Here is an 18,543-nt window from a genome sequence, read left to right as displayed (position 1 = left end):
AAAAGAAGTAGTAAGTGGGAAGCGCGGAACTCAGGCCGGAAAGGCGGCCGCCAGCCAGTACTGAAACAGCTGGTTCAGGTCGGCCACCGGGTCGGAGCCCGCCAGCACGGGCAGCGTATCGCGGGCTTGCTGGCAGGCGGCGTACTCCTCCTGCAGAAAGCTCAGCAAGGTCGGGGAAAGAAGCACGGTAGCCTTTTCGGCGGCCTGGGCTTTTTCTATCAGCAGTTGGGTTACCTCTGCGTGCAAAGATGGGGGTAGTACCGCGAGTAGCTCCGCAAATTGCATAGGCGGCACGGTCTGCCGTTCCCGAATCCAGCGTGCTGACAGCCCTGAGCGCAGGGCATAAAACAGACGCTTGATTCGAACTTCTGGGGTAGTAAAGTCAGCCTCTAGCCCCCGCCGCACTAGGCCTAGGTAATGATGCAAGCCCGCCCGCAGGTTGAAGGTGCGGGGCAGCAGCGGTTGAAGTAGGGCGCGAAAGTCCAGTGCTTCCTGATACACTATCGGGGACTGCAGCCATTCAAACAAGGATGCATTAGAGCTTCGCAGCAGTTTCAGCGCCTTGCGCAGCTCCCAGCCGCCCAGGTCCAACAGTTCATCCACCGGGAAGTTGAGCGTATCGGGGCCTTCTTCCAGGGTTAGGTACCAGCTGGTGGGATGGCAGTAGATGAAGCGCACATCATAATCCGAGTCGGGAGAAGGAAAGCCCCAGGCCCGGCTCCCCGACTCGCAGGCGTAGAGTACCCGCACTCCGTGGGTGTCTTCTACTTCCTGCAGAGCGATCTGAATGCGGGTATATAGGGCGTCGTGCATCAGAGGCGGGGGTCAATGGCTTCACTTTCCAGGGCCAGCACGCCAAACACGCACTGGTGTACCTCGCGCAGGGGGGCTCCCGCCACGAAGCGCTCCAGGCCTTCCACGCCCAGGGCAAATTCCCGCAGGGCCAGGTTGCGCTTGGTTTTGACGGCCCGCTCGCGCAGGCGCTCCAGGTTGCCCGGCAGCAGGTAGTCGGGGCCGTAGATGATGCGCAGGTATTCGCGGCCCCGGCACTTGAGGGCGGGCTGCACCAGGTGCTTGCGGCCGGCGGGAATAAAGTCGTAGGGCTTCACCACCATGCCTTCCCCGCCGCCGGCCGTCAGGTCGGTCCACCACTGGGTGGCCGCCTCCACCTCGGGAATATCGGTCAGGTTTACCACCCGGTAGGGGGTAGCGCGCAGCAGGCCTTCATCGGCCAGGCAGAGAGCCCGCAGGGTTTCCATGTGCCAGGCGTGGTCCTTATCAAAGTAGGTGCGGCCCTCGGTGGCCAGCAGATGGAAGGGAGCCAGGCGCAGATCCGCGAGGCTTTCCACCGGCCAGCAGTAGCGGCGGTAGGCCTCGGCATAGTGCTCGGCGGCGGCTTGCCGGGCCGTGGTGCGGGCCAGTAGCGCCTCCACGCCATCGAGGCCCCGCGTAGCGGCCTGGGCCAGCACGGCCGCCGCCACGGGCAGGGCGGCCGTGGCAGCCGCGGCGACGGCGGCGTACTGGTTTTTGATCAGCTCCTGGGCTTTGGCTGACCACGGCAGTAGTTCAGCATCCAGGCACAGCCAGTCGGTACTGAACTTGTCCCAGAAGCCCGCAGTAGTCAGCGCCTCCTGCAAACGGGTCAGGAAAGCCGCTTCCAAGGCCGGATCATTGAAGAAGTTGCGGCCGGTGCGGGTGTAGCATTTGCCCGGCCCCTCGCCTACCACTCCAAAGCGGCGGCGGGCGGCATCCTCGTCTTTGGCCAGCACCACGACCACGCGGCTGCCCATGTGCTTTTCCTCGCACACTACCCGCTGCACGTCCTGACGGCGGAAGTAGTCAAAGGCTTCGGCGGGGTGCTCCAGCAGATCGGGCAGGGCGCTGGTTTCGGAGGGCGACATGGTGGGCGGCAGGTAAAGCAGCCACTTGGGGTTCAAAGCGAAGCGGCTCATAACTTCCAGAGCGGCCACGCCATTTTCTTCCCGGATGGTAACGGAAGGCAACAACCGGGTGCGAATAATCTGCTTGCCAGTTACATCGCGGATATCGAGCAAGTCGTCGTGCTGCTGCTGGGCGGTGAGTTGAGCCGCGTCCTGGGCTAGCTCGGCCGGCCGCAGGGGCCGCACCGGCTCGCAGTACACCTGCGCGGCCGGCACCGTTACCAGCTCCCGCTCGGGGTAGCGCAAGGCAGTCAGCCTCCCCCCGAACACGCAACCGGTGTCGATATCAATGGTGTTGTTGAGCCACTCGGGTTCCGGTACGGGTGTGTGGCCGTATACCACCATGGCGCGGCCGCGGTACTCGGAGGCCCAATTGTAGCGCACGGGCAAGCCAAACTCGTCGATTTCGCCCGTCGTTTCTCCGAACAAAGCAAAGGCGCGTACGGCCCCGGAGCCCCTACCCTGCATATCTTCCCGAAGTCCGGCGTGGGCCACCACCAGTTTGCCGCCATCGAGCACATAGTGGCTGACCAATCCATCGAGAAACTGGCGCACCTGGTTTTTAAACGTATCCGACTCAGCAGCCAGCTGCTGCAGGGTTTCGGCAAAGCCGTGCTTGTCGTTGACCTGCTTGCCGTTGAGGTGACGCAACAGCTTGATGTCGTGGTTGCCGGGTACGCACAGTGCCGTGCCGTCCTGCATCATGCGCATAACCAGGCGCAGCACCTGCGGCGAGGCTGGGCCGCGGTCCACCAAGTCCCCCAAGAACAGAGCGCGACGGCCTTCTGGTGCCTGCACGCGCACGCCTAGGTCGCGCACATCCGCCATGGGTTCGGTTTCCACGGAGTAGCCTAGCTTAGTGAGCAGCTGCACTAGCTCGTCGTAGCAGCCATGCACGTCGCCGATGATGTCGAAGGGCCCGGTGTCGTGCTTGCGGTTGTTGTAGAGTGGGTCGCGCACTATGGCTTGCACGGCGTCAATTTCCTCAGTGCCACGCAGGTGATAGATGTGCCGGAAGCCTTCCGGCTTCAGGGTTTTCAGGCTCCGGCGCAATTGCTGCCGCTGCTGCGGAATTACATGGCGGCCCATATGCATGCGCTCTTCGCGCGCCTGGTTACGGTCCTCCGCCACGCGGTCTGGTACATCGAGCACAATGGCCGTGGGCAGGACGTGGTAGTCGCGGGCCAGCTGCAGGAGCGTTTTGCGGGCCTCGGGCTGCACGTTGGTGGCATCCACCACCGTGAGTAGGCCGCGCTTCAGGCGCAGCCCCACTAGGTAGTGCAGCAGGGCAAAGGCATCCGGCGTGGCCGACTGGTCGTTTTCATCATCGGCTACCAACTCCCGGCATTGGTCAGAGGAGACGATTTCGGAAGCGCGAAACAAGCGGCGGGCAAACGTGCTTTTTCCCGCTCCGGAGGTGCCGATCAGCAACACCAGGGACAGTTCGGGGAGCTTAAGTGTATCGTAGGGCATTGATGGAAAGTAAAATCAGATGAGTTGTATAGCAGTAGTGCACTGACAAGAAGGGCATTACCCAATAGAGCCACTAACAGAGCAACTATTCTGAAAGGGGGTATGAAAAGTGGCGAATTAGCTAAGATGGCCGCTTATGTTTGCATGATTATCGCCCCGTTATCGCCATGAGTAGATTTGTCATTAGTGCTTGTGTCGTGCTTTTCCTGACCGTGAGTGCGGGGCAGGCGCAGTACCTGGATTCTGCAGCAGTTAAAACTACTGGCAATACCGGAGCTACCGCGGCGCAGCTTAAACTGCGGAAAAGAATTCTGAAGGACACTCAACTGGGTAAGAAGCTTGACTTTTTCACCCCCATCAAAGGCCGCGAAATGGACGGTGTCCAGATTCGGCCCGGCCTATTCTCAACCCTCGGGCACGTGGCTTTGTACAAATGGGGCCATGCCGTGCGGGAGCTTGGGGTGGCTGATCTGGAAGAGGCAAATTCCATTCTGGCTGAGTTCAGAGGAAAAGAGCTCAGCACCCGGGACCAGGAATACCTGAAGTCAGGTTACTACCAGATATACGAGCGGTAAGATTACCGCTCGAACACCGCGAGCTGCGAAGGTGCCCCTACTTCGGGCGTTTCCGGCCCCAGTGCTTCTACCCGCACTCGGTAGCCGTTGCGCTCGGCCACGCCGGCGGCCCACTCCCGAAACTGCGCCTGCGTCCATTCGAAGCGGTGATCGGTGTGCCGGAACTGGCCGGCGGACAGGGTTTCGTAGCGCTGGTTATAGTCGGCGTTGGGGGTAGTAACCAGCACCGCGCCCGGGCGGGCCCGGGCAAACACTACCTGCTCGAAGGAGGTCAACCGGCTTTCATCCAGGTGCTCAATCACTTCCACCACGGCGGCGGCATCGTAGCCGCTCAGGCGCGGGTCGTGGTAGAGCAGGGAGCCCTGGGTGAGGCTTAGCCGCTCGCGCTGGCGCGGAGGCATTTCGGCTACGTGCAGGCGCTCCTGCGCCCGCTGCAGCTCCCGGTGCGAAACGTCCATGCCCAGCACGTGCTCTACGTGAGGTATATCCAGCAGCCGGCGCACCAGCTTACCCTCACCGCAGCCCAAATCCAGGACGCGCTTAGCACCCAGGCGCCGGATTTCCTCGGCCACCCGGTCCAGGCGCACATCGTGCAGGCTTTGCTTCTCGCGGGCAGCTGGCTGTTCTGGGTTGTGCGTCGTCTCGGTACCCGAGGTGGCGGATTCTAGCGGGTCAAAATCAGTGGCTTCTTCGCTCACGGGCTCGTCGCCTTCGAGCAGTCGCTCCAGGGTAGGGTTTACGTATTGGGCTAGGTTGCGCAGGTAGCGGCGGGTGATGAACTCCCGGTCGGGGTGCTGAGGCAGCCAGGCGGCGCCTCGATGCAGCAGCTTATCAGCCTCGCTGGCATTTACCCAGTAGTGCTTGTCGTTATCCAGTACCGGAATCAGCACGTACAGATGGGACAGCAAATCCTGCAGGCGCAGGGCAGGGTGGCGCAAATGCAGGGTGAAATAACGGCTGTCGCCCCATTCCGACACCGTGGGGTCCAGGGCGTGGGACTCGGTGGCGACCTCGTAGCCCAGGGGGCTAAACAAACGCTGCAATTGCTCGGCATTGGCGGCGGGCATCACGGCCACCGTGGCTTCCAGGGGTAGCAGCGTCCCGGGCAGATCGGGGCGGTCCTTGCAGCTGCCGTTCATGGCGGTGTTGAACGCCTTCGACAGGGCCGTGCTCAGAAACGAGGAAGCCACGTAGGGCCGGTCGTTTACGTACTGCTCCAGGGCAAAGCCATCCCCGGCCGGGCCGCGGGAGTTACGCACCAGGGCTACGGGGTCGATGTCGAGGAGCAAAGCTACCGTGCAACGATCCTCGGTGGCCTCCGGGTAAAAGATATGGGCCTGGCCCGCCGCAATGTCCAGGGACTGCAGCCGGGCCGGGTTCTTGTGCAGCAGGTAGCCTAAGTCGGTCGCGGGGTGATGGGTGGTGGTAATGGTTACTAGCATCCGGTAACGCTAAAAAGGAGCCAACTCGCTGGCTCACGGCCCAAGATAGGATGGCCGCGGCTGCCCTCCTGCTACAGATGCCGAAATAGGTGAGTTTAGCGCGCGCGGCCGGTTTGCCAAGCGGGCCCGGCGGAACCCTTTTTCTACCTCTTCTACCTCCCTAAACGAATCCTGCCCGCGACTGGAAGAAAAGCCGCTTGTCGTTAGGGCACTTCTGCTTTTAATTCCGGGCAAAATACTCACTGGCACCGTATAGCACGGGTTCCTTTACCCTCGCGCTACCCAAGGGCAACCCAGCCGGGGTATGCTTTTCCAGGCAGAAACCAGGCGTAGCGGCTATGCGGAAAATTGCGCAGGAAGTTGGACTTTCAAAGGCAGCCGTAATCTGGAAAACGAATTGGGACGGCATTTACGCAATCCGCTACTTCCCCCTCAAGCAGCAGATTGCCTGCTGCGGCCCCACCATCCTGGCCGTGGCCAGCCTGCTGTTTACCCAAACGCCCCACACGGTAACTTACTTCAGTACCCCAAGCTGGTCGAGCTAGGTATTACCAGCCGGGCGAGGACATTACCATGGCATTTCCACTCTATGAAACCGTGCCGGCCCCTGCGCCGGCGCGGCGGCTGGCCGCCTTGGGGTTACCACTAGTTGTCAACACCGGGTTCAGCCTTAAAATTGAGCTTCTGTTGCTGAAAAAAGCCGACGACCAGGTGCTTGCTGCATTTAAGCCCTACTTTCAGGCGCTGCTGCTTTCTCCTGCTGGCCTCAACGGCGTGTTCATACCGTCGGCCAACCAAGGAGAATACGACTACCGGTATGTTGGCCCGGGGCTGGCACCGCTGAGTGTCCCCATCACCGGCGGCGTGCAAACATTTCCGGCCAAGCACTGGGTCACCTGGCTTGACAAGCGGGTGATGCAAGCCTTTCAAGCCTCCCGTTGCACCAGCTCCATGCTGGTGGAGCTACCAGCTAATCCGGGCAGGCCGACCTCTTTCTCGACGGCCTCCTGCCGGCCAACCCCGAGTCAATAACATACTATTCCCTTTCCATGCTCGTAGAAACCCTAAGGATCCTCTTCGACCGTGACCTGCAAAAGCTGCAGCAGGAAATCGAAGCCTATCCAAACGAACAAGCCCTGTGGCACCTGGCACCCGGCATCCGCAACTCGGCCGGCAACTTGTGCCTGCACTTGCTTGGCAACCTTAATACCTACATTGGCACGGAGCTAGGCCACACCGGCTACCGCCGCGACCGCGACCGGGAGTTTTCCGCCCGGGACATCCCCCGCATTGAGTTGCTGGCCGGCATCGCCGAAACCCGACGCGTGGTGGACGCCGCCCTCACGCCCCTAACCGAGGCCCAGCTCGCCTCCCCGTACCCGGTGCTGGTGTGGGAGGCACCAACCTCCCTGGGCTACCTACTGGTGCACCTGACCACCCACTTGGCCTACCATTTGGGGCAAATCAACTACCACCGCCGATTACTGGTAAAGGAGTAGCCTTTGCGGGGAAGTGGCGGCTCACCGCAGCGTATTCGCAATCCGTAATGGCGAAAGAAACCACCGTCTGGAAATCCGTTTTATCCACTCTTCCCGGGGCTGTTACCCGGGTTATGGAATATTTACCATCAACCAAGTAGTTGGCGTTAGGGCCGGGCCAGATAGACTAGTTTAGCGTTCCAGTCTTTCTTGTTCTATCGTAGCAGAATATTTGGTACGATGCAGGAGCACCAGCGCTCCCTTGCGCATCTTGCAAAAATTTCTAAACCTGATTTTAAATCACCTCCCGCCTCGGAATCGGGGTGCGTTTCCGAGTATCGGGCGTTGGGTTTCAGTGTTTATCGGCTGTACCCGTGGGTGTCCTTTCGTACTGCCAGTCAGGAAGGGAAGGGCAGCCATGAACCCTTAGGCAAGGGAAGCCGAAGAACCCCAATCGCATCTTACTGACTTGGCTTTAGTTAACCTGGCTAACATTCCCCCAACATCCTCTCTCCTACCCCTGGCCTATGATCCCCCTGCCTGCCTCACCGAATCAGTGGTTTCGCTGGGCCGACCGGCTGCTTTACGCGGGGCTGGGGCTAACTGCGCTCGCCTTCCTGCCCGGGGTGGGGCTGCTGGCGCCTTTTCTCGTGCCCTGCTGTCTGTACGTGAGCTGGATGGCCTACGTGGCCGGCTGGCCTTCGCGCCGGCTCTCGGGCTGGGAGTGGGCGCGGGTGGCGCTGAGCGCACTTGCTGCCCATTTGGTAATGGCCTGGATGCTGCAAGGTGGCTACCTGAAATCGGCGCTGGTGTGCGGGGGGGAACTGGTGCTGGTGCTGGCGTGGCAGCGGTACCGGCGGGGGCGGGGCGGGGAGCTGCGGGCGGGCGCGGTCCTGGGAGTGTGGCTGGTGGTGGCCTGGCTGGGGCTGCGCTCCGGTGATTTATTTAAGGCAGTACGCACGCAGGATGCCCTCTGGGCGCAGACGCTGCTGCTGACTGGCTCCGATGCCAATGAACTACAAACAACCTCCGTCAGCCGGGGGCAGCCCGTGTTGTGCGAAGCCTTGTCTGCGGCCGACCCGGACGCGGCAATCGTGGCCCTGCTCCTCCGGCACGAGGCCGACCCCAATGGCCGCTGGCTGCGCGAGGATGGCACCCTCATTCAGCCGGTGTCCTTTGCCCTGGCCGGATACCAGCGGGCCCACCTCAGAACGCCCGTGCTTCGCCTGCTACTGCAAGCCGGCCTGAACCCTTGCCTGCCCGACCAGCACGGGCGGACTCTTCGGGCGGCCCTGACTGCTTTCGGACCCACCCTCCTTGCCGATAGCGCCGCGTTAGCCCGCGCCGAAGCGCGCTTCGGCTGCCGCTAGGCGACGGGAAAGCGCCGCCTGATGGATTACACTGTGGTTGCGACAGCTGGGGTGGCTGGGTCCCAGCCCTGAAGCTGGACCAGGTCGGTGCCGAGGCGTTTCAGGTTCGCCTGCACGTGCTGCACCAAGTGGTAGGGCGAGGTTCCCTCGGCATTGGGGCCCGGCCCAACGGCGTGCACGAGTTGGTGCCGGCTTGGTTGAGGGGAGGGCTGAACACAAGTAACGCCGGTGATCCAGGCGCGGGCCAGTAGGGCCACTACCAGCGGCTGGTTTTGTCAACGGCATACGATCCTGCCACCGCCTGGGAGCACCAGAGCATGCCCGGCATCTACCGCAGGGAGGCCGAGCAAAAGAGCTGCAAGGCGGGGCTGGGGCTGTTTGGGAACGACGTGACGGACAAGCGGCTGCAGCGCTTCCTGGCGCCGGCGGAGCGAGCGGCCCTGCCCACGTACCAGAATGCCGCAGCAAAACCCGCAACTGGAGCAGGAGGAGCAGCGCCAGGTGGCCCAGCAATTCGTGCGCCAGGCCGGGCAGCAGCACAGCCGAAGTGGTGGAATAGGAATAAGAGGATAGTTATCGTGGGCCGTCTACCTGTTGCTAGTCCGCAGGCCATTCATCAATCGGAGCAAGCGTGTCAGTTTGTATGGTCGGCGCAGAGTCGGGCAGTGAGGTAGTGTAGATCAGCGGTTTGCCATTGAAAAACTTGTTGGCCAAGGAAGCTTGGGCGGCGTTCCGATAGCGCGGAGCAAGTAATTCAACTCCGACGGAATCCAGTGCGGTCCAGGTTGAGTCGAGTAGCGGGTTTTCTCCCAACGGAGTTACCCAGTTCAGCCCCGGGGCGAGAGGTTGGATTTGAACGGCTTGCTTCCAAAAGGTGGGGTGATTATCCCAATCAAGGTGCCGATAATACACTGCTTCTCTTCCTCTACAAAGCACGGGCCGCCCGTAGTCGTCGGGGTAGCCGTGTTCCCGCGTAGCGAAGAAAAAGAGGGGAACGGCGCCGTACACTACCGGATACACCGTCACAACAGCTAGGGCCAGCGCCCCCCATTGTACCCACAGCACCCCGCGCCACAGCCGCTTAAAAGCTCGCCACGGGGTGCGTTGCGCAAAATACTCCGTGGCACTAAAGGCCAGCAGCCACGCGGCGCAGTGTACGGCGCTGCGGAGGGCAATAGAGGAAAACTCTAGGTTTCGCAGGGTGGCGTTCAACCCGGTCAAGACCATACACGCCAGCCAGAACCAAGCCACCAAAGCCCGAACGGGAACATTCATGGCACAAGATACCCGAGTATATGCTTTATGCGGGCAAAGTACAGGGTCCTCTTCCTGAACCGCTACCAGCTGCCTGACACCTAATGGTTAGATAACTTTGGCGCCTGGCTTTCGAGTGTACGAAACTTGTCTACTATTCAGCTTTTACGAAACGTGCCGAGGGAATGAATTTCGTAAACGCGCAAGACGGCAACCAGTCCCCGGCAAAGTACCACAATTCAAGCGTAGGGGCCGGGGGGCGAAAAACCGCCCATATTCTGAGGTGGTGATTAAACCGCATGATACCTGAAACGAGGGTTTACCCAGCCAGGCCCGCGCCGAGGTTTACCACGAGCTGACCCTGGAAACCAGCGCCACCCTGCCCCCGGATGCGAGTCTTACGGCTCACGCCCGCTCTGCTACCAGCCGCTGCAGGTCTTGGGCATTGTCAAAAGCGGCGCCCATGGTATTGTTGAAATACGCATACACGTCTTTCCCCTCGTGGAGGTAGTCGTGGATCTGCTCGGCCTGGTCGTGCAGAAAGTCGCGCTCGTAGGACTCTCGGTAGTTACCCTGCGGGCCGTGGAAGCGCAGATACACAAAGTCGGCCCCCTCGTTGAGGTGGGCGTTTCGGCCGGGGCCTTTGTCGTGCAGCACCAGGCTGGCGCCGTGGTGGTCCAGCAGCTCAAACGTATCCTCTGCATACCAGCTGGGGTGGCGAAACTCCACCGCTTGGCGCCACTCGTGGGCGGGGTCTGCCGCGGCAATAGCATCCAATAGGGCACCGACCGCGGGTAGCTGACGAATGGTGTTGCTGGGGGGAAACTGCAGGAGCAGGCAGCCCTTTTTGGGGCCCAACTCCCGGGCTGCCTCTAGAAAGCGGACCAGGCCGGAAAGGTCCTCGGCCAGCGCGCTGGTATGGGTAATATCACGCCACAGCTTGAGGGTAAAGTCAAACGCCGGGCCGGTTTCCGCGGCCCAGGCCGCAAACGTTTTGGGCTGGGGGATGCGGTAGAAGGTGCTGTTAATCTCCACTGAGTTAAACAGAGTGGCATAGTAGGTGAGGCGGCTCGTGGCCTGGTAGGCCGCCGGAAAGGTGGCTTTCGGGCCGGGCACGACGATGCCGCTGGTGCCAGTGCGCAGAGTGCCAAGGAGGGCCGGCATGGGAAGGAGGTATACGGGAGTTTCCGGGTATAACGGGCCACGCGGCCTCAGCGTTTTACTCCAGGCGCATCGTCACGGGGTACTAACGTATCATCTGCTGGTCATCGTAGCGCTTTTGGCAGGCCAGGCAGGAGGCTGCCTCCCAAAGGCCCTGCCCGCTGCCGAAGCCAACGAGTTGCGCTTCTACGCGGGAATACATCCAGAATGACTAGTAACTTCTACGGAAGTAAAGTAGACTTTTCCTGTGCTGAGCGCTTTCACAAATTCCCCTACCTCTTCTTGTTTTCGTCCCTTGATATAATGGCGGCTCTCGGACCGACCTGAAAAAGTCATCTTACTTTGGGTTTGCTTGGGAAGGCAGGGTAAGTGGCATTTTACCTGGTTGGGCCAACTGTTTCTCCTCCTTCCCCTGCGGGCTCTCGGGTTACTTGCGCTAAGAAGTTGGCAGGTTCTCCGGTGAGCAAGGAAGCATACCGCGTTATTTTGTCGATGGGCCAGTCCCACCACGCCACCGCTAGTAACTGCGCGGTAGTGGTCTCATCGAATCGCTGCCGGATACAGTGAGCTGGATTGCCGCCGACAATGGTGTAGGGAGCCACGTCGCGGGTCACGACCGCGTAGGCGCCAATCACGGCCCCATGGCCAATGGTGACGCCGGGCAAAATGGTCGCCCGGTAGCCAATCCAGACGTCGTTGCCCACCGTGGTATCGCCCTTGCTGGGGTACGCTTTGCCTTCCATTGCCCCGCCCCACTCCCCGCCGAAGATGGCGAACGGGTACGCGCTAACGGCCTCGGTAAGGTGATTGGCCCCATTCATCAGAAACTCCACGCCCGAGGCAATCATGCAAAACTTCCCAATGGTCAACCTGTCGCCTGTGAAGTCGAACAGATACCGAACGTTTTTTTGGAAATTCTCCACGTTCTCAAAATCATCGTAGTAGGTGTACTCGCCGACGGTTATTTGGGGATGCGTGACCACATTTTTCAGGAAGCATAACCTCTCATAGTTAAGGAGCGGAAAAACAGTGGAAGGGTCAACAACGGCCATAGAAGGAAAGGATTAGCTAGGGATGGAAATTTAGATGCTTAGCCGAAAAGGCCCGGTCGGCGGAATGAAGCAGCCCGGGGCTGCGGGGCCTCTCGCAAGCCCGGCGGGCCCCTCCCCCTCTACGACAGGTCCAGTTGAGCAAACCGCTGCGAGAGCAAGGCGTGGAACTGCTTCTGCAGGGCGGTGGGCAAAAAGCTATGGTCAATGAAGGCCTGCCAGGCCGGCCAGGCTTTCACCAAGCGCGTAAACATGCCCGTAACCACCTTGTCGTCGATGCCGGCCCGCCCGGCGGCCTGCCGGAAATCGGCCTGCCGCAGCCGTTTCTTTTTGCCATTGAGCGTCAAGGCCAGCTCCTCCGTATCGGCCGGATTGACCAGGGCCGTGGCCACCAGGTCGTAGGCGGGGGCCAGCCCGTAGCCCAGGCCGGGGGACTGCAGCAGCGAAAAGTTCTTCAGGTGCATGTCGGCGTTGCCCGTCAAGAAGCTCAGCAGCACCAGCTCGTAGAAGTTGACTACGTCCAGACCGGGATTCGCGGAGTACCGGAGGATGGCCTTGGCGACCTGCTCGTGGGAGCCGTCGTACTTGTTTTCCGTCAGGCGCTCGGTGAGCTGGCACATGTCCTCCATGGCCAGCTTCTGGCCCTTTACCCGGTCAATGCGGCGCGTGACGTACGCCAGGGCGCCGCCTTCCAGCCGCAGCAGGCCGTGGGGCACGGTAGGCAAGCGGGCCAGCGCGGCCAGGTGCATGGTCAGGTCCTCCACTTCGGGCAGGTGCGGGTAGCGGGGCGTCGGGGGCTTGAGGATGTACTCGCCACTCAGGGCGCCGACGATGGTCAGGCGCGCGGGCTGACCGGCCGCGACGGCGGGGGCCAGCGTGAGCGTGAGCTTGGGCTGCACGCCCGTCACGGTGATGTGCTGGCGTACGGCCGCCTCCGCCAGGCCCAGCATCTGGGCCTCCGTGTAAGGAAACGCCGGCGGCACGGGCTTGCCGAACAGGCGGCGGCTGCAGGCCGGATGATAGTCCGTTTGGCCTTCGGGCAGCGGCTGGTAACAGGACAGGCAGCGGCTCATGGCTGGTCCTGAGCTTCCAGGGGAACAATGCTCACGGCCCCGATACAGTCCCGGCAGCAGGCCAGCAGCAGGCCCATCCGGTCGCGGGCGTTGAGCTTCCAGTTTTTTTCGGCCACTTCCAGCAGCCAGCCCTCGGGAATAAGGCCATCGAAAAATGGAAACAGCACCCGCTCCACGTAGGGCGCCGCCTGGAGCGGCAGCGTCAAGCTGACGGGCTCCGCGCCAGCGGTGGCCAGGTAGTCCGGGGAGTAGGCGAAGGTGTAGCCCTGCTCGTCCTGAGTCAGGCGCCCGGCCAGCTGCTCGTGCCGGTATACTTCGGCTTTTCTCATGACTGCGAATCCAGTAGTTGGGTGCGGTCCAGCGGGGCGGGCGCCAGCTCGTGACCAAACAGGCGCAGCACCAGGTTGACCTTGTCCAGGCGCAGGGTGGCCTTGCCCTGCTCCAGCTCGCGCACAAACCGCAGCCCCACCCCTGCTTTCGCAGCTAAGTCGGGCTGGGAGAGCTGCAACAGCTTGCGGCGTTGCTTGACAAAGACGGCCAGGGGAGTAGGCATAGGCTATACCCTTTGGGGGCTAATTCCACAAACAAAAGCGGGGCAATACCCGAACGGGTATAAAATTAAGCAATACCGGTCATATTATACCCTTACAGGTATAATATGACCGCTGCCACTCCCCGGTTTATTGGGAATGGTTTAGAAAGGGAAACAATGGACGTAGCCCAATAGTAGGAACCGAAATTCGCGTTAGGCGCAAATGATATGCGCGGCTGGGAGTGGCCGACCGTTGTAGGTGAACGTTGCCGTCGGGCATGGGGGCAGGTGAAAAAGTAAAGCAGGCGTCCCAACGAAGCAAGCCCACCCAAAGAGGAGCAGCAGCTCCACGTACCCGTAACAGCTGCTGACTTCACAAAGCGCAGTTGACCACCAAGGCTAGTAAAATAAGTCTTTACTGTTCCTGGGCTAGTGCCAGCGGTAGATTTTCAGGAACAGCCTGCCGGCGTTCTTGGTGGCCTTGACCTTTTCCGTTTTCAGCTGGTAGGTAAACTTGAACAGCTGGCCCAGGTGCTTGGGGTCTTCCAGAATCGCGGGCACGAGCCAAAAGGCGGTGTAGTCAAAGCCTATACTTATAATTGTGCTGTTTGCTCTCCTTGCCCACTCTCCTATTTTTGGCGGCATGAAGTTTCTCTACTACGTGGGTTGGATCAGCATTCTGCTGCTGGGGGCCTGTTCTACCGAGTCCACGACTACCACTCCTCCCCAAGTACAACCGCCCCCTTCTCCTGCACGCCACATAGCAGCTTCTCCACTTAAGACGGTGGAGGCTTTTCTGCGCTGGTATCAGCTTCATGTAGAGCAGTTGAACACTATGCCGACCGTTCCGGCAGCGGGAGATGGCGACACTGCAAACGTCTACCGGGTAGACTTTCAGGCAGTCGAGGGCTACCTGGCCCTGTTGCACAGCAGTGACCAGGTAACGCCCACCTACTTGCAGACGCAGCGCCGGCACTTTGAACACGCCCAGGATACGCTGCAAGCGCATCCGCAAACGGATGGCCTAGTAGTTGGCTTAGACTACGACCGCGTACTGTTCACCCAGGATGCGGAGGCACAGGTAGCGCTCCTCTTAGGTACTCGGCCTACACACGTCCTCGTCAGCCAGGATAGCGCGCAAGTGCTGTATCAGTGGCAGGAAAGCCAGATGAGCGAGGGCCCCAACCTAACGTTTAGTTTAGTGCCCGACCACGACCACTGGGTGATTAACGCGATTCGCCCAACTTGGAATAACTAGGGTGCGTGAGCCAGTACAGTAGCTGGGCCGTTCCCGCCACGTACCCTGTCCGAGTAGTGCCGTTATATCCAGTAACGCTTTTTCGTCCGCGCCAGTTGATTCTCGATCCGCGTGCGAGGCAGTCTGGTAATCTTTGAGCAGCAGACCCACGGTTACGCGTTCGGTTTGCCATTTTAGGAATAGCGGAATAAACCAGGGCAGTTGTACGATGCGCAAGGGTAGTAGCTCGTGCTGGGGAAGATGGATTTTAATCAGGGTTCTCACAACGTCTGCGTAGAAGACCCGTCCAATACTTCCTCCCGTAAACACCCTAACAAACCTGTTTCCTGTTCCGGGTGCTTTTAACTCCTCCCGATACTAGGGGTGCATTAGACTTAACAGATATTGTGATTGGTAAGGGCAGCCAAAAAGAAAACGGGTTGCTGACACGAGAAGCGTCGGCCCAAATAGCCCTTGAAACCTAATTCAAGACCTTTTTAATTAGACCCTTGTTGGGCATCCTTCGTAGAGACTGGGTGATAAAAGCGCTACGATACTCTTCTTTGCATGGCTATATTCTTTGATCGGCTACCGGTAGACCAACAAGTGAACGCCGCCATCGCGGTGCATGTCGACTACGGGGATCTGCTTCCTCGCACCATGAGCTGGCAGGATATATTTAACTGTATGCTGGATTTAAACAGTGAGCTGTACGTGCTCCCGCAGCAGCTCATAGATTCGGAAGAACTGCAGCGAATCCTTGACTGCCTGTAATCCCCCTTGGTGCGTTAAGCGCTAGCGCCGTCTTCTTAAGAGGGCCGGTAAGCTGTACCGTGCCGGCCCCAGCCGGTTGCCTGACCATGTGCGACGATAGTGCCGGCAGCGCGGCACTCTCCCCCCTGCCTAACGCTGTTTGCCCCCGTTCCGCCGCGGGCCGAAGGGTAAGCTGCCCTGCCGGCTGCGCTTAGCGCTTCAGGGCCAGCAGTCTTTCCTGCAGGTCCTGGTCGCTGGGGTTTAGGCGCAGGGCCGTCTCGTACGAGGCGATCGCCCGGGGCTTGTCGCCCCGGCTCAGGTACAGGTCCCCCCAGCGGGCGTGCACGATGGCCGACTGCGGAAACTGCTCCAGGGCCAGTTCCAACAGCCCCTGGGCCGCCGCGGGATTGCGGGGCCGCTGGTAGAGCAGGTCGTAGGCCATGTACGTGAGCTGGTACTCGTTGAGCTTGAACTGGCGGTAGCCCGCCACGGCCTCCGGCACCCGTCCCAGGCGCAGCAGTTCATGGGGCAGCAGCTGGTCGGCCCGCAGGCGGGGCCAGGCTTTCTCCGCGTCCAGCATGCGGAAGCCGACCACCCGGCCGGCGGCGTCGCGCTCAAAGCGGCCGCGCATCGGGTAGTCGGTAAACGCCACCGTGTCCCCGCCCACGGGATAGGTCAGGATGGGGTTGCCGGCGTTGATGCGCTCGACCAAGTGATCGGCGTCCCGCTGAAAGGTCACCACCTCGTCGGGGCCCCGCTGGTAGCGGCCGGCAAAGGCGTCGAGGGCTGCCGCCGGAACCGGCCGGGGCTGAAGGACCGGGGGCAGAAAGTCGGGCCAGCCGTAAACCGTCGCCACGGCCCGGCGCAGCTCCTTGCCCAGCTCGTCGGCCCCGTTGTTGTTGTTCATCATGATGACCACCCCGTTACCGCCCGTCACGCTGCCCAGTGCGTAGGCCAGAAAGCCCGCGTTAACGCCGGTGTGCTCGAAGTAGCGGCTGTTCTCGTCGGATTTATCCGCCCGCTGCAGCAGGAAGGCGCCCAGCCCCAGTTGCTCGCGGTACGTTCCGGTTGACACCTCGACTTGGGGCGTGAGCATGGCCCGCGCCGACGCCTGGGAGAGCACCCGACCCCGGCCCCGGTAGGCATGCTGGACTTCGATCAGCAAGCAGGCCAGGTCGGTGGGGGTGGCGTAGAGCCCGGCGGCGGCCTGTTGGGGGTACACGTAGGGCATGCCCTTAAACCAGCTGTTTTCCGAGTAGGCCCACGCGGCGCGGGCGGAGAGCGCGGGCGGCAGGGGCTGAGTAAAGGTGGTGCTGGGCATCTTCAAGGGTTGAAACAGCAACGACTCGGTTAGCGCCTCAAACGACTGGCCGGTAACGTCCATCATTGCCAGCTGGGCGACCAGGTAGCCCCCGCCCGAGTACTGAAAGCCCGTGCCGGGCTCCCGGTTGACGACGACAGTCCGGCTGCCCGCCGCCGGTTGGCCGCTGAGAATGTCGACCACGGAGGGCAGGGGCTTCTGGTCCGGCACGAAACCAAAGTAGGATGCCTGGCTGGTGCCGGCCTGGTGGCTGAGCAGCAGGCGCAGGGTAACAGGGCGCTTGCGCGACAATTCGTTTTCCGCCAGCTGCCAGGAGCGCAAGTATGAATTGATGGGCGCATCCAGGCTCAGCTTGCCTTGCTGCACCAGTGCCAGCGCCGCCGCGCCGGTAACAAGCTTGGAGATGGAGCCCGCCGAGAACAGCGTGGCCGGCGTGGCCGGGATGCGGGCCGTGGTGTCGGCCCAGCCGTAGGCCTTGGCCCACTCCACTCGGTAGTTGCGGATAACGGCGATGCTCAGGCCCGGCACCCGGTGAAATCGCATGCGCTCCTGCAGGTTCCAGCCGGGCAGGCCCCGCACGGGCACGTAAGGCAGCAGGCTGTTTTCCACCTGCGCGATGCGGGCAGCCAGGGCGGCGGGGGGGGCCGGCGCGGGGCCGGTTTGAGCGGGGGCAGAAAGCGGGCTCAGGCCCGGCAGCAGCAACAGGAAAATCAGGAACCGGTGCATGGGGTTGGGGTAAAGGATACGGCGGCAATAGTACGGCCCGGCCCACCCCGGGTCGTCTCAAGATGTTATTTGAGACCTCTTTTGGTACTCTTTGGGCGTTATCCCCACTTTTTCCTTGAACACCCGGTTGAAAGTGGCCTTGGAGTTAAAGCCCGCCTCCAGGGCCAGGGCCAGCAAGGTAAGCCGCTGCGCGTCCGCCGTGAGCAGGCGCCGCTTCACTTCCTCCAGCCGGTAGCCATTAACCAGGTCCGAGAAGGACTGGCCCAATCCCGCATTAATTAACTGGGAGACCACCGCGGGCGTTAGCTGCAGGTGCCGGGCCAGGCTGGTCAGGGTCAGGTCGGGGTCCTTGAACAGCTGCTCCTGTTCCAGGGCGCTGACCAGGCGCCGCAGGTCGTGGGCATCAACCGGCCCGGCTGGTTTTTTGGGAACATCTGCGGCGGGCACCCCCGCCACCACTTCGCCCGGCGGCCGGCTTTTCAGCCAGCCCAGCAGGGCCAGCACATACGCCACCCCCGGCAGCACCACGCTGGCCAGGTAGAACTTGGGCGCGCCCGCCGGTAAGTACCAGTGGTTGACGAGCGGGTCCAGGGCGGCGGCGACGTACAACACCCCCACGGCCAGCAGGCCGCGCGGCCACCACGGGGAGGGTCGGGGTGCTTGCCGCAGCAGGCGCCAGGCCGCACCCACGTAGGCCAGCACCGAAAGCACCGCTCCGTAGTGCTCCACGTAGCGCGCGAGGGGCTTATGCACACTAAGCCAAAACCAGGTTTTGGTGTCAAACGATTGCAGGCTCAGCACCCCGTAGAAGACGGCCTGCACCATCCCCGGCACAAAGTGCCCCCAGCGCAGGGGCGGTAAGCCGCCGCGCACACGCAGGTAGCTGAGCAGCAAGGGCCCGAAGCTCCAGGAGAAAAACAAGGGCGTAAAGTAAAGCCAGCGGTGGCGGAAATAGGTGCCGGACCGGCTCAGGAAGTAATCCACCACCTGCAGCGTGAGGCCCAGCAGCAGCAAGCCCAACCACGTGTTAGCCGGGCGCCGCCGCGAGGTCCCGAGCAGGTAGGCCGCCGTTGTGAGCCCCTGCACGATGCAGAACAGCTGGCAGGCAACGCCAAAATCAAGGTGAACAAACATAGGGTTGCACTTCAAGCTCGGCACC

Annotated in this window: 20 protein-coding genes; 7 read left to right on the top strand and 13 right to left on the bottom strand. The window is 61.5% G+C overall.

Annotated elements, in window-relative coordinates:
• Positions 1–30: 30 nt before the first annotated feature.
• Together ACYVHC_RS18230 and ACYVHC_RS18225 are read right to left on the bottom strand one after the other, a co-directional pair.
• Positions 31–813: a nucleotidyltransferase domain-containing protein gene (locus ACYVHC_RS18230; RefSeq protein WP_460615226.1), complete on the bottom strand. Its 783-nt coding sequence runs from the start codon at positions 811–813 to the stop codon at positions 31–33.
• Positions 813–3,413, bottom strand: coding sequence for a polynucleotide kinase-phosphatase (locus tag ACYVHC_RS18225; RefSeq protein ID WP_460615225.1), 2,601 nt, complete (start codon positions 3,411–3,413; stop codon positions 813–815). The genes ACYVHC_RS18230 and ACYVHC_RS18225 overlap by 1 nt, the downstream gene beginning before the upstream one ends.
• Before the next feature lie 167 nt (positions 3,414–3,580).
• Between ACYVHC_RS18225 and ACYVHC_RS18220 the strand changes: the two genes are divergently transcribed.
• Positions 3,581–3,988: a hypothetical protein gene (locus ACYVHC_RS18220; RefSeq protein WP_460615224.1), complete on the top strand. Its 408-nt coding sequence runs from the start codon at positions 3,581–3,583 to the stop codon at positions 3,986–3,988.
• 2 nt (positions 3,989–3,990) lie between these two features.
• Here ACYVHC_RS18220 and ACYVHC_RS18215 read toward each other — a convergent pair whose 3' ends face one another.
• Positions 3,991–5,430, bottom strand: coding sequence for a 3' terminal RNA ribose 2'-O-methyltransferase Hen1 (locus tag ACYVHC_RS18215; protein ID WP_460615223.1), 1,440 nt, complete (start codon positions 5,428–5,430; stop codon positions 3,991–3,993).
• A 242-nt stretch (positions 5,431–5,672) separates the two neighbouring features.
• Between ACYVHC_RS18215 and ACYVHC_RS18210 the strand changes: the two genes are divergently transcribed.
• The 4 genes from ACYVHC_RS18210 to ACYVHC_RS18195 all read left to right on the top strand — a co-directional run bounded on the left by ACYVHC_RS18210 (position 5,673) and on the right by ACYVHC_RS18195 (position 8,278).
• Positions 5,673–5,975: a PhzF family phenazine biosynthesis protein gene (locus ACYVHC_RS18210; protein WP_460615372.1), complete on the top strand. Its 303-nt coding sequence runs from the start codon at positions 5,673–5,675 to the stop codon at positions 5,973–5,975.
• Positions 5,976–6,003: 28 nt separating this feature from the next.
• Positions 6,004–6,462, top strand: coding sequence for a hypothetical protein (locus ACYVHC_RS18205; protein WP_460615222.1), 459 nt, complete (start codon positions 6,004–6,006; stop codon positions 6,460–6,462).
• A gap of 17 nt (positions 6,463–6,479) precedes the next feature.
• Positions 6,480–6,929 (top strand): DinB family protein, encoded by a 450-nt coding sequence (locus ACYVHC_RS18200; protein ID WP_460615221.1) that lies wholly within the window; start codon positions 6,480–6,482, stop codon positions 6,927–6,929.
• 506 nt (positions 6,930–7,435) lie between these two features.
• Positions 7,436–8,278 carry a hypothetical protein gene (locus tag ACYVHC_RS18195; protein ID WP_460615220.1) on the top strand — a complete coding sequence of 281 codons (843 nt, stop codon included), beginning with the start codon at positions 7,436–7,438 and terminating at the stop codon, positions 8,276–8,278.
• A 26-nt stretch (positions 8,279–8,304) separates the two neighbouring features.
• On the opposite strand, the gene ACYVHC_RS18190 is transcribed toward ACYVHC_RS18195, so the two are convergent.
• The 8 genes from ACYVHC_RS18190 to ACYVHC_RS18155 all read right to left on the bottom strand — a co-directional run bounded on the left by ACYVHC_RS18190 (position 8,305) and on the right by ACYVHC_RS18155 (position 13,908).
• Positions 8,305–8,457, bottom strand: coding sequence for a hypothetical protein (locus tag ACYVHC_RS18190; protein ID WP_460615219.1), 153 nt, complete (start codon positions 8,455–8,457; stop codon positions 8,305–8,307).
• Between the two features lie 418 nt (positions 8,458–8,875).
• On the bottom strand, positions 8,876–9,553 hold the full coding sequence (locus ACYVHC_RS18185) for a hypothetical protein (RefSeq protein ID WP_460615218.1): 678 nt from the start codon (positions 9,551–9,553) through the stop codon (positions 8,876–8,878).
• 384 nt (positions 9,554–9,937) lie between these two features.
• On the bottom strand, positions 9,938–10,696 hold the full coding sequence (locus ACYVHC_RS18180; protein ID WP_460615217.1) for a DUF72 domain-containing protein: 759 nt from the start codon (positions 10,694–10,696) through the stop codon (positions 9,938–9,940).
• Between the two features lie 374 nt (positions 10,697–11,070).
• Positions 11,071–11,745, bottom strand: coding sequence for a CatB-related O-acetyltransferase (locus ACYVHC_RS18175; RefSeq protein WP_460615216.1), 675 nt, complete (start codon positions 11,743–11,745; stop codon positions 11,071–11,073).
• 119 nt (positions 11,746–11,864) lie between these two features.
• Positions 11,865–12,815 (bottom strand): HipA domain-containing protein, encoded by a 951-nt coding sequence (locus ACYVHC_RS18170; RefSeq protein WP_460615215.1) that lies wholly within the window; start codon positions 12,813–12,815, stop codon positions 11,865–11,867.
• Positions 12,812–13,144, bottom strand: a complete 333-nt coding sequence (locus ACYVHC_RS18165) for a HipA N-terminal domain-containing protein (protein WP_460615214.1) — start codon at positions 13,142–13,144, stop codon at positions 12,812–12,814. The genes ACYVHC_RS18170 and ACYVHC_RS18165 overlap by 4 nt, the downstream gene beginning before the upstream one ends.
• Positions 13,141–13,368, bottom strand: coding sequence for a helix-turn-helix transcriptional regulator (locus ACYVHC_RS18160; protein ID WP_460615213.1), 228 nt, complete (start codon positions 13,366–13,368; stop codon positions 13,141–13,143). The genes ACYVHC_RS18165 and ACYVHC_RS18160 overlap by 4 nt, the downstream gene beginning before the upstream one ends.
• A gap of 408 nt (positions 13,369–13,776) precedes the next feature.
• Complete coding sequence (locus ACYVHC_RS18155) at positions 13,777–13,908, bottom strand: hypothetical protein (protein WP_460615212.1); 132 nt, start codon at positions 13,906–13,908, stop codon at positions 13,777–13,779.
• Positions 13,909–13,990: 82 nt separating this feature from the next.
• Here ACYVHC_RS18155 and ACYVHC_RS18150 point away from each other — a divergent pair, with 82 nt between their 5' ends.
• On the top strand, positions 13,991–14,605 hold the full coding sequence (locus tag ACYVHC_RS18150; protein WP_460615211.1) for a hypothetical protein: 615 nt from the start codon (positions 13,991–13,993) through the stop codon (positions 14,603–14,605).
• 546 nt (positions 14,606–15,151) lie between these two features.
• A complete protein-coding gene (locus tag ACYVHC_RS18145; protein ID WP_460615210.1) occupies positions 15,152–15,358 on the top strand; it encodes a hypothetical protein in 207 nt (68 codons plus the stop codon).
• A 190-nt stretch (positions 15,359–15,548) separates the two neighbouring features.
• On the opposite strand, the gene ACYVHC_RS18140 is transcribed toward ACYVHC_RS18145, so the two are convergent.
• Together ACYVHC_RS18140 and ACYVHC_RS18135 are read right to left on the bottom strand one after the other, a co-directional pair.
• Positions 15,549–17,384 (bottom strand): serine hydrolase domain-containing protein, encoded by a 1,836-nt coding sequence (locus ACYVHC_RS18140; protein WP_460615209.1) that lies wholly within the window; start codon positions 17,382–17,384, stop codon positions 15,549–15,551.
• Positions 17,385–17,441: 57 nt separating this feature from the next.
• Complete coding sequence (locus ACYVHC_RS18135; protein WP_460615208.1) at positions 17,442–18,518, bottom strand: helix-turn-helix domain-containing protein; 1,077 nt, start codon at positions 18,516–18,518, stop codon at positions 17,442–17,444.
• Between the last annotated feature and the right edge of the window lie 25 nt (positions 18,519–18,543).

Source organism: Hymenobacter seoulensis, assembly GCF_054780535.1.
Note: the sequence above shows the minus strand (reverse complement) of the source record. Positions and strands in the feature narration are given on the sequence as shown.

Coding starts and splice junctions, on each gene's coding strand:
- ACYVHC_RS18230 (WP_460615226.1), bottom strand. CDS start 813: ATGCACGACGCCCTATATACCCGCATTCAGATCGCTCTGCAGGAAGTA.
- ACYVHC_RS18225 (WP_460615225.1), bottom strand. CDS start 3,413: ATGCCCTACGATACACTTAAGCTCCCCGAACTGTCCCTGGTGTTGCTG.
- ACYVHC_RS18220 (WP_460615224.1), top strand. CDS start 3,581: ATGAGTAGATTTGTCATTAGTGCTTGTGTCGTGCTTTTCCTGACCGTG.
- ACYVHC_RS18215 (WP_460615223.1), bottom strand. CDS start 5,430: ATGCTAGTAACCATTACCACCACCCATCACCCCGCGACCGACTTAGGC.
- ACYVHC_RS18205 (WP_460615222.1), top strand. CDS start 6,004: ATGGCATTTCCACTCTATGAAACCGTGCCGGCCCCTGCGCCGGCGCGG.
- ACYVHC_RS18200 (WP_460615221.1), top strand. CDS start 6,480: ATGCTCGTAGAAACCCTAAGGATCCTCTTCGACCGTGACCTGCAAAAG.
- ACYVHC_RS18195 (WP_460615220.1), top strand. CDS start 7,436: ATGATCCCCCTGCCTGCCTCACCGAATCAGTGGTTTCGCTGGGCCGAC.
- ACYVHC_RS18185 (WP_460615218.1), bottom strand. CDS start 9,553: ATGAATGTTCCCGTTCGGGCTTTGGTGGCTTGGTTCTGGCTGGCGTGT.
- ACYVHC_RS18180 (WP_460615217.1), bottom strand. CDS start 10,696: ATGCCGGCCCTCCTTGGCACTCTGCGCACTGGCACCAGCGGCATCGTC.
- ACYVHC_RS18175 (WP_460615216.1), bottom strand. CDS start 11,745: ATGGCCGTTGTTGACCCTTCCACTGTTTTTCCGCTCCTTAACTATGAG.
- ACYVHC_RS18170 (WP_460615215.1), bottom strand. CDS start 12,815: ATGAGCCGCTGCCTGTCCTGTTACCAGCCGCTGCCCGAAGGCCAAACG.
- ACYVHC_RS18165 (WP_460615214.1), bottom strand. CDS start 13,144: ATGAGAAAAGCCGAAGTATACCGGCACGAGCAGCTGGCCGGGCGCCTG.
- ACYVHC_RS18160 (WP_460615213.1), bottom strand. CDS start 13,368: ATGCCTACTCCCCTGGCCGTCTTTGTCAAGCAACGCCGCAAGCTGTTG.
- ACYVHC_RS18150 (WP_460615211.1), top strand. CDS start 13,991: ATGAAGTTTCTCTACTACGTGGGTTGGATCAGCATTCTGCTGCTGGGG.
- ACYVHC_RS18145 (WP_460615210.1), top strand. CDS start 15,152: ATGGCTATATTCTTTGATCGGCTACCGGTAGACCAACAAGTGAACGCC.
- ACYVHC_RS18140 (WP_460615209.1), bottom strand. CDS start 17,384: ATGCACCGGTTCCTGATTTTCCTGTTGCTGCTGCCGGGCCTGAGCCCG.
- ACYVHC_RS18135 (WP_460615208.1), bottom strand. CDS start 18,518: ATGTTTGTTCACCTTGATTTTGGCGTTGCCTGCCAGCTGTTCTGCATC.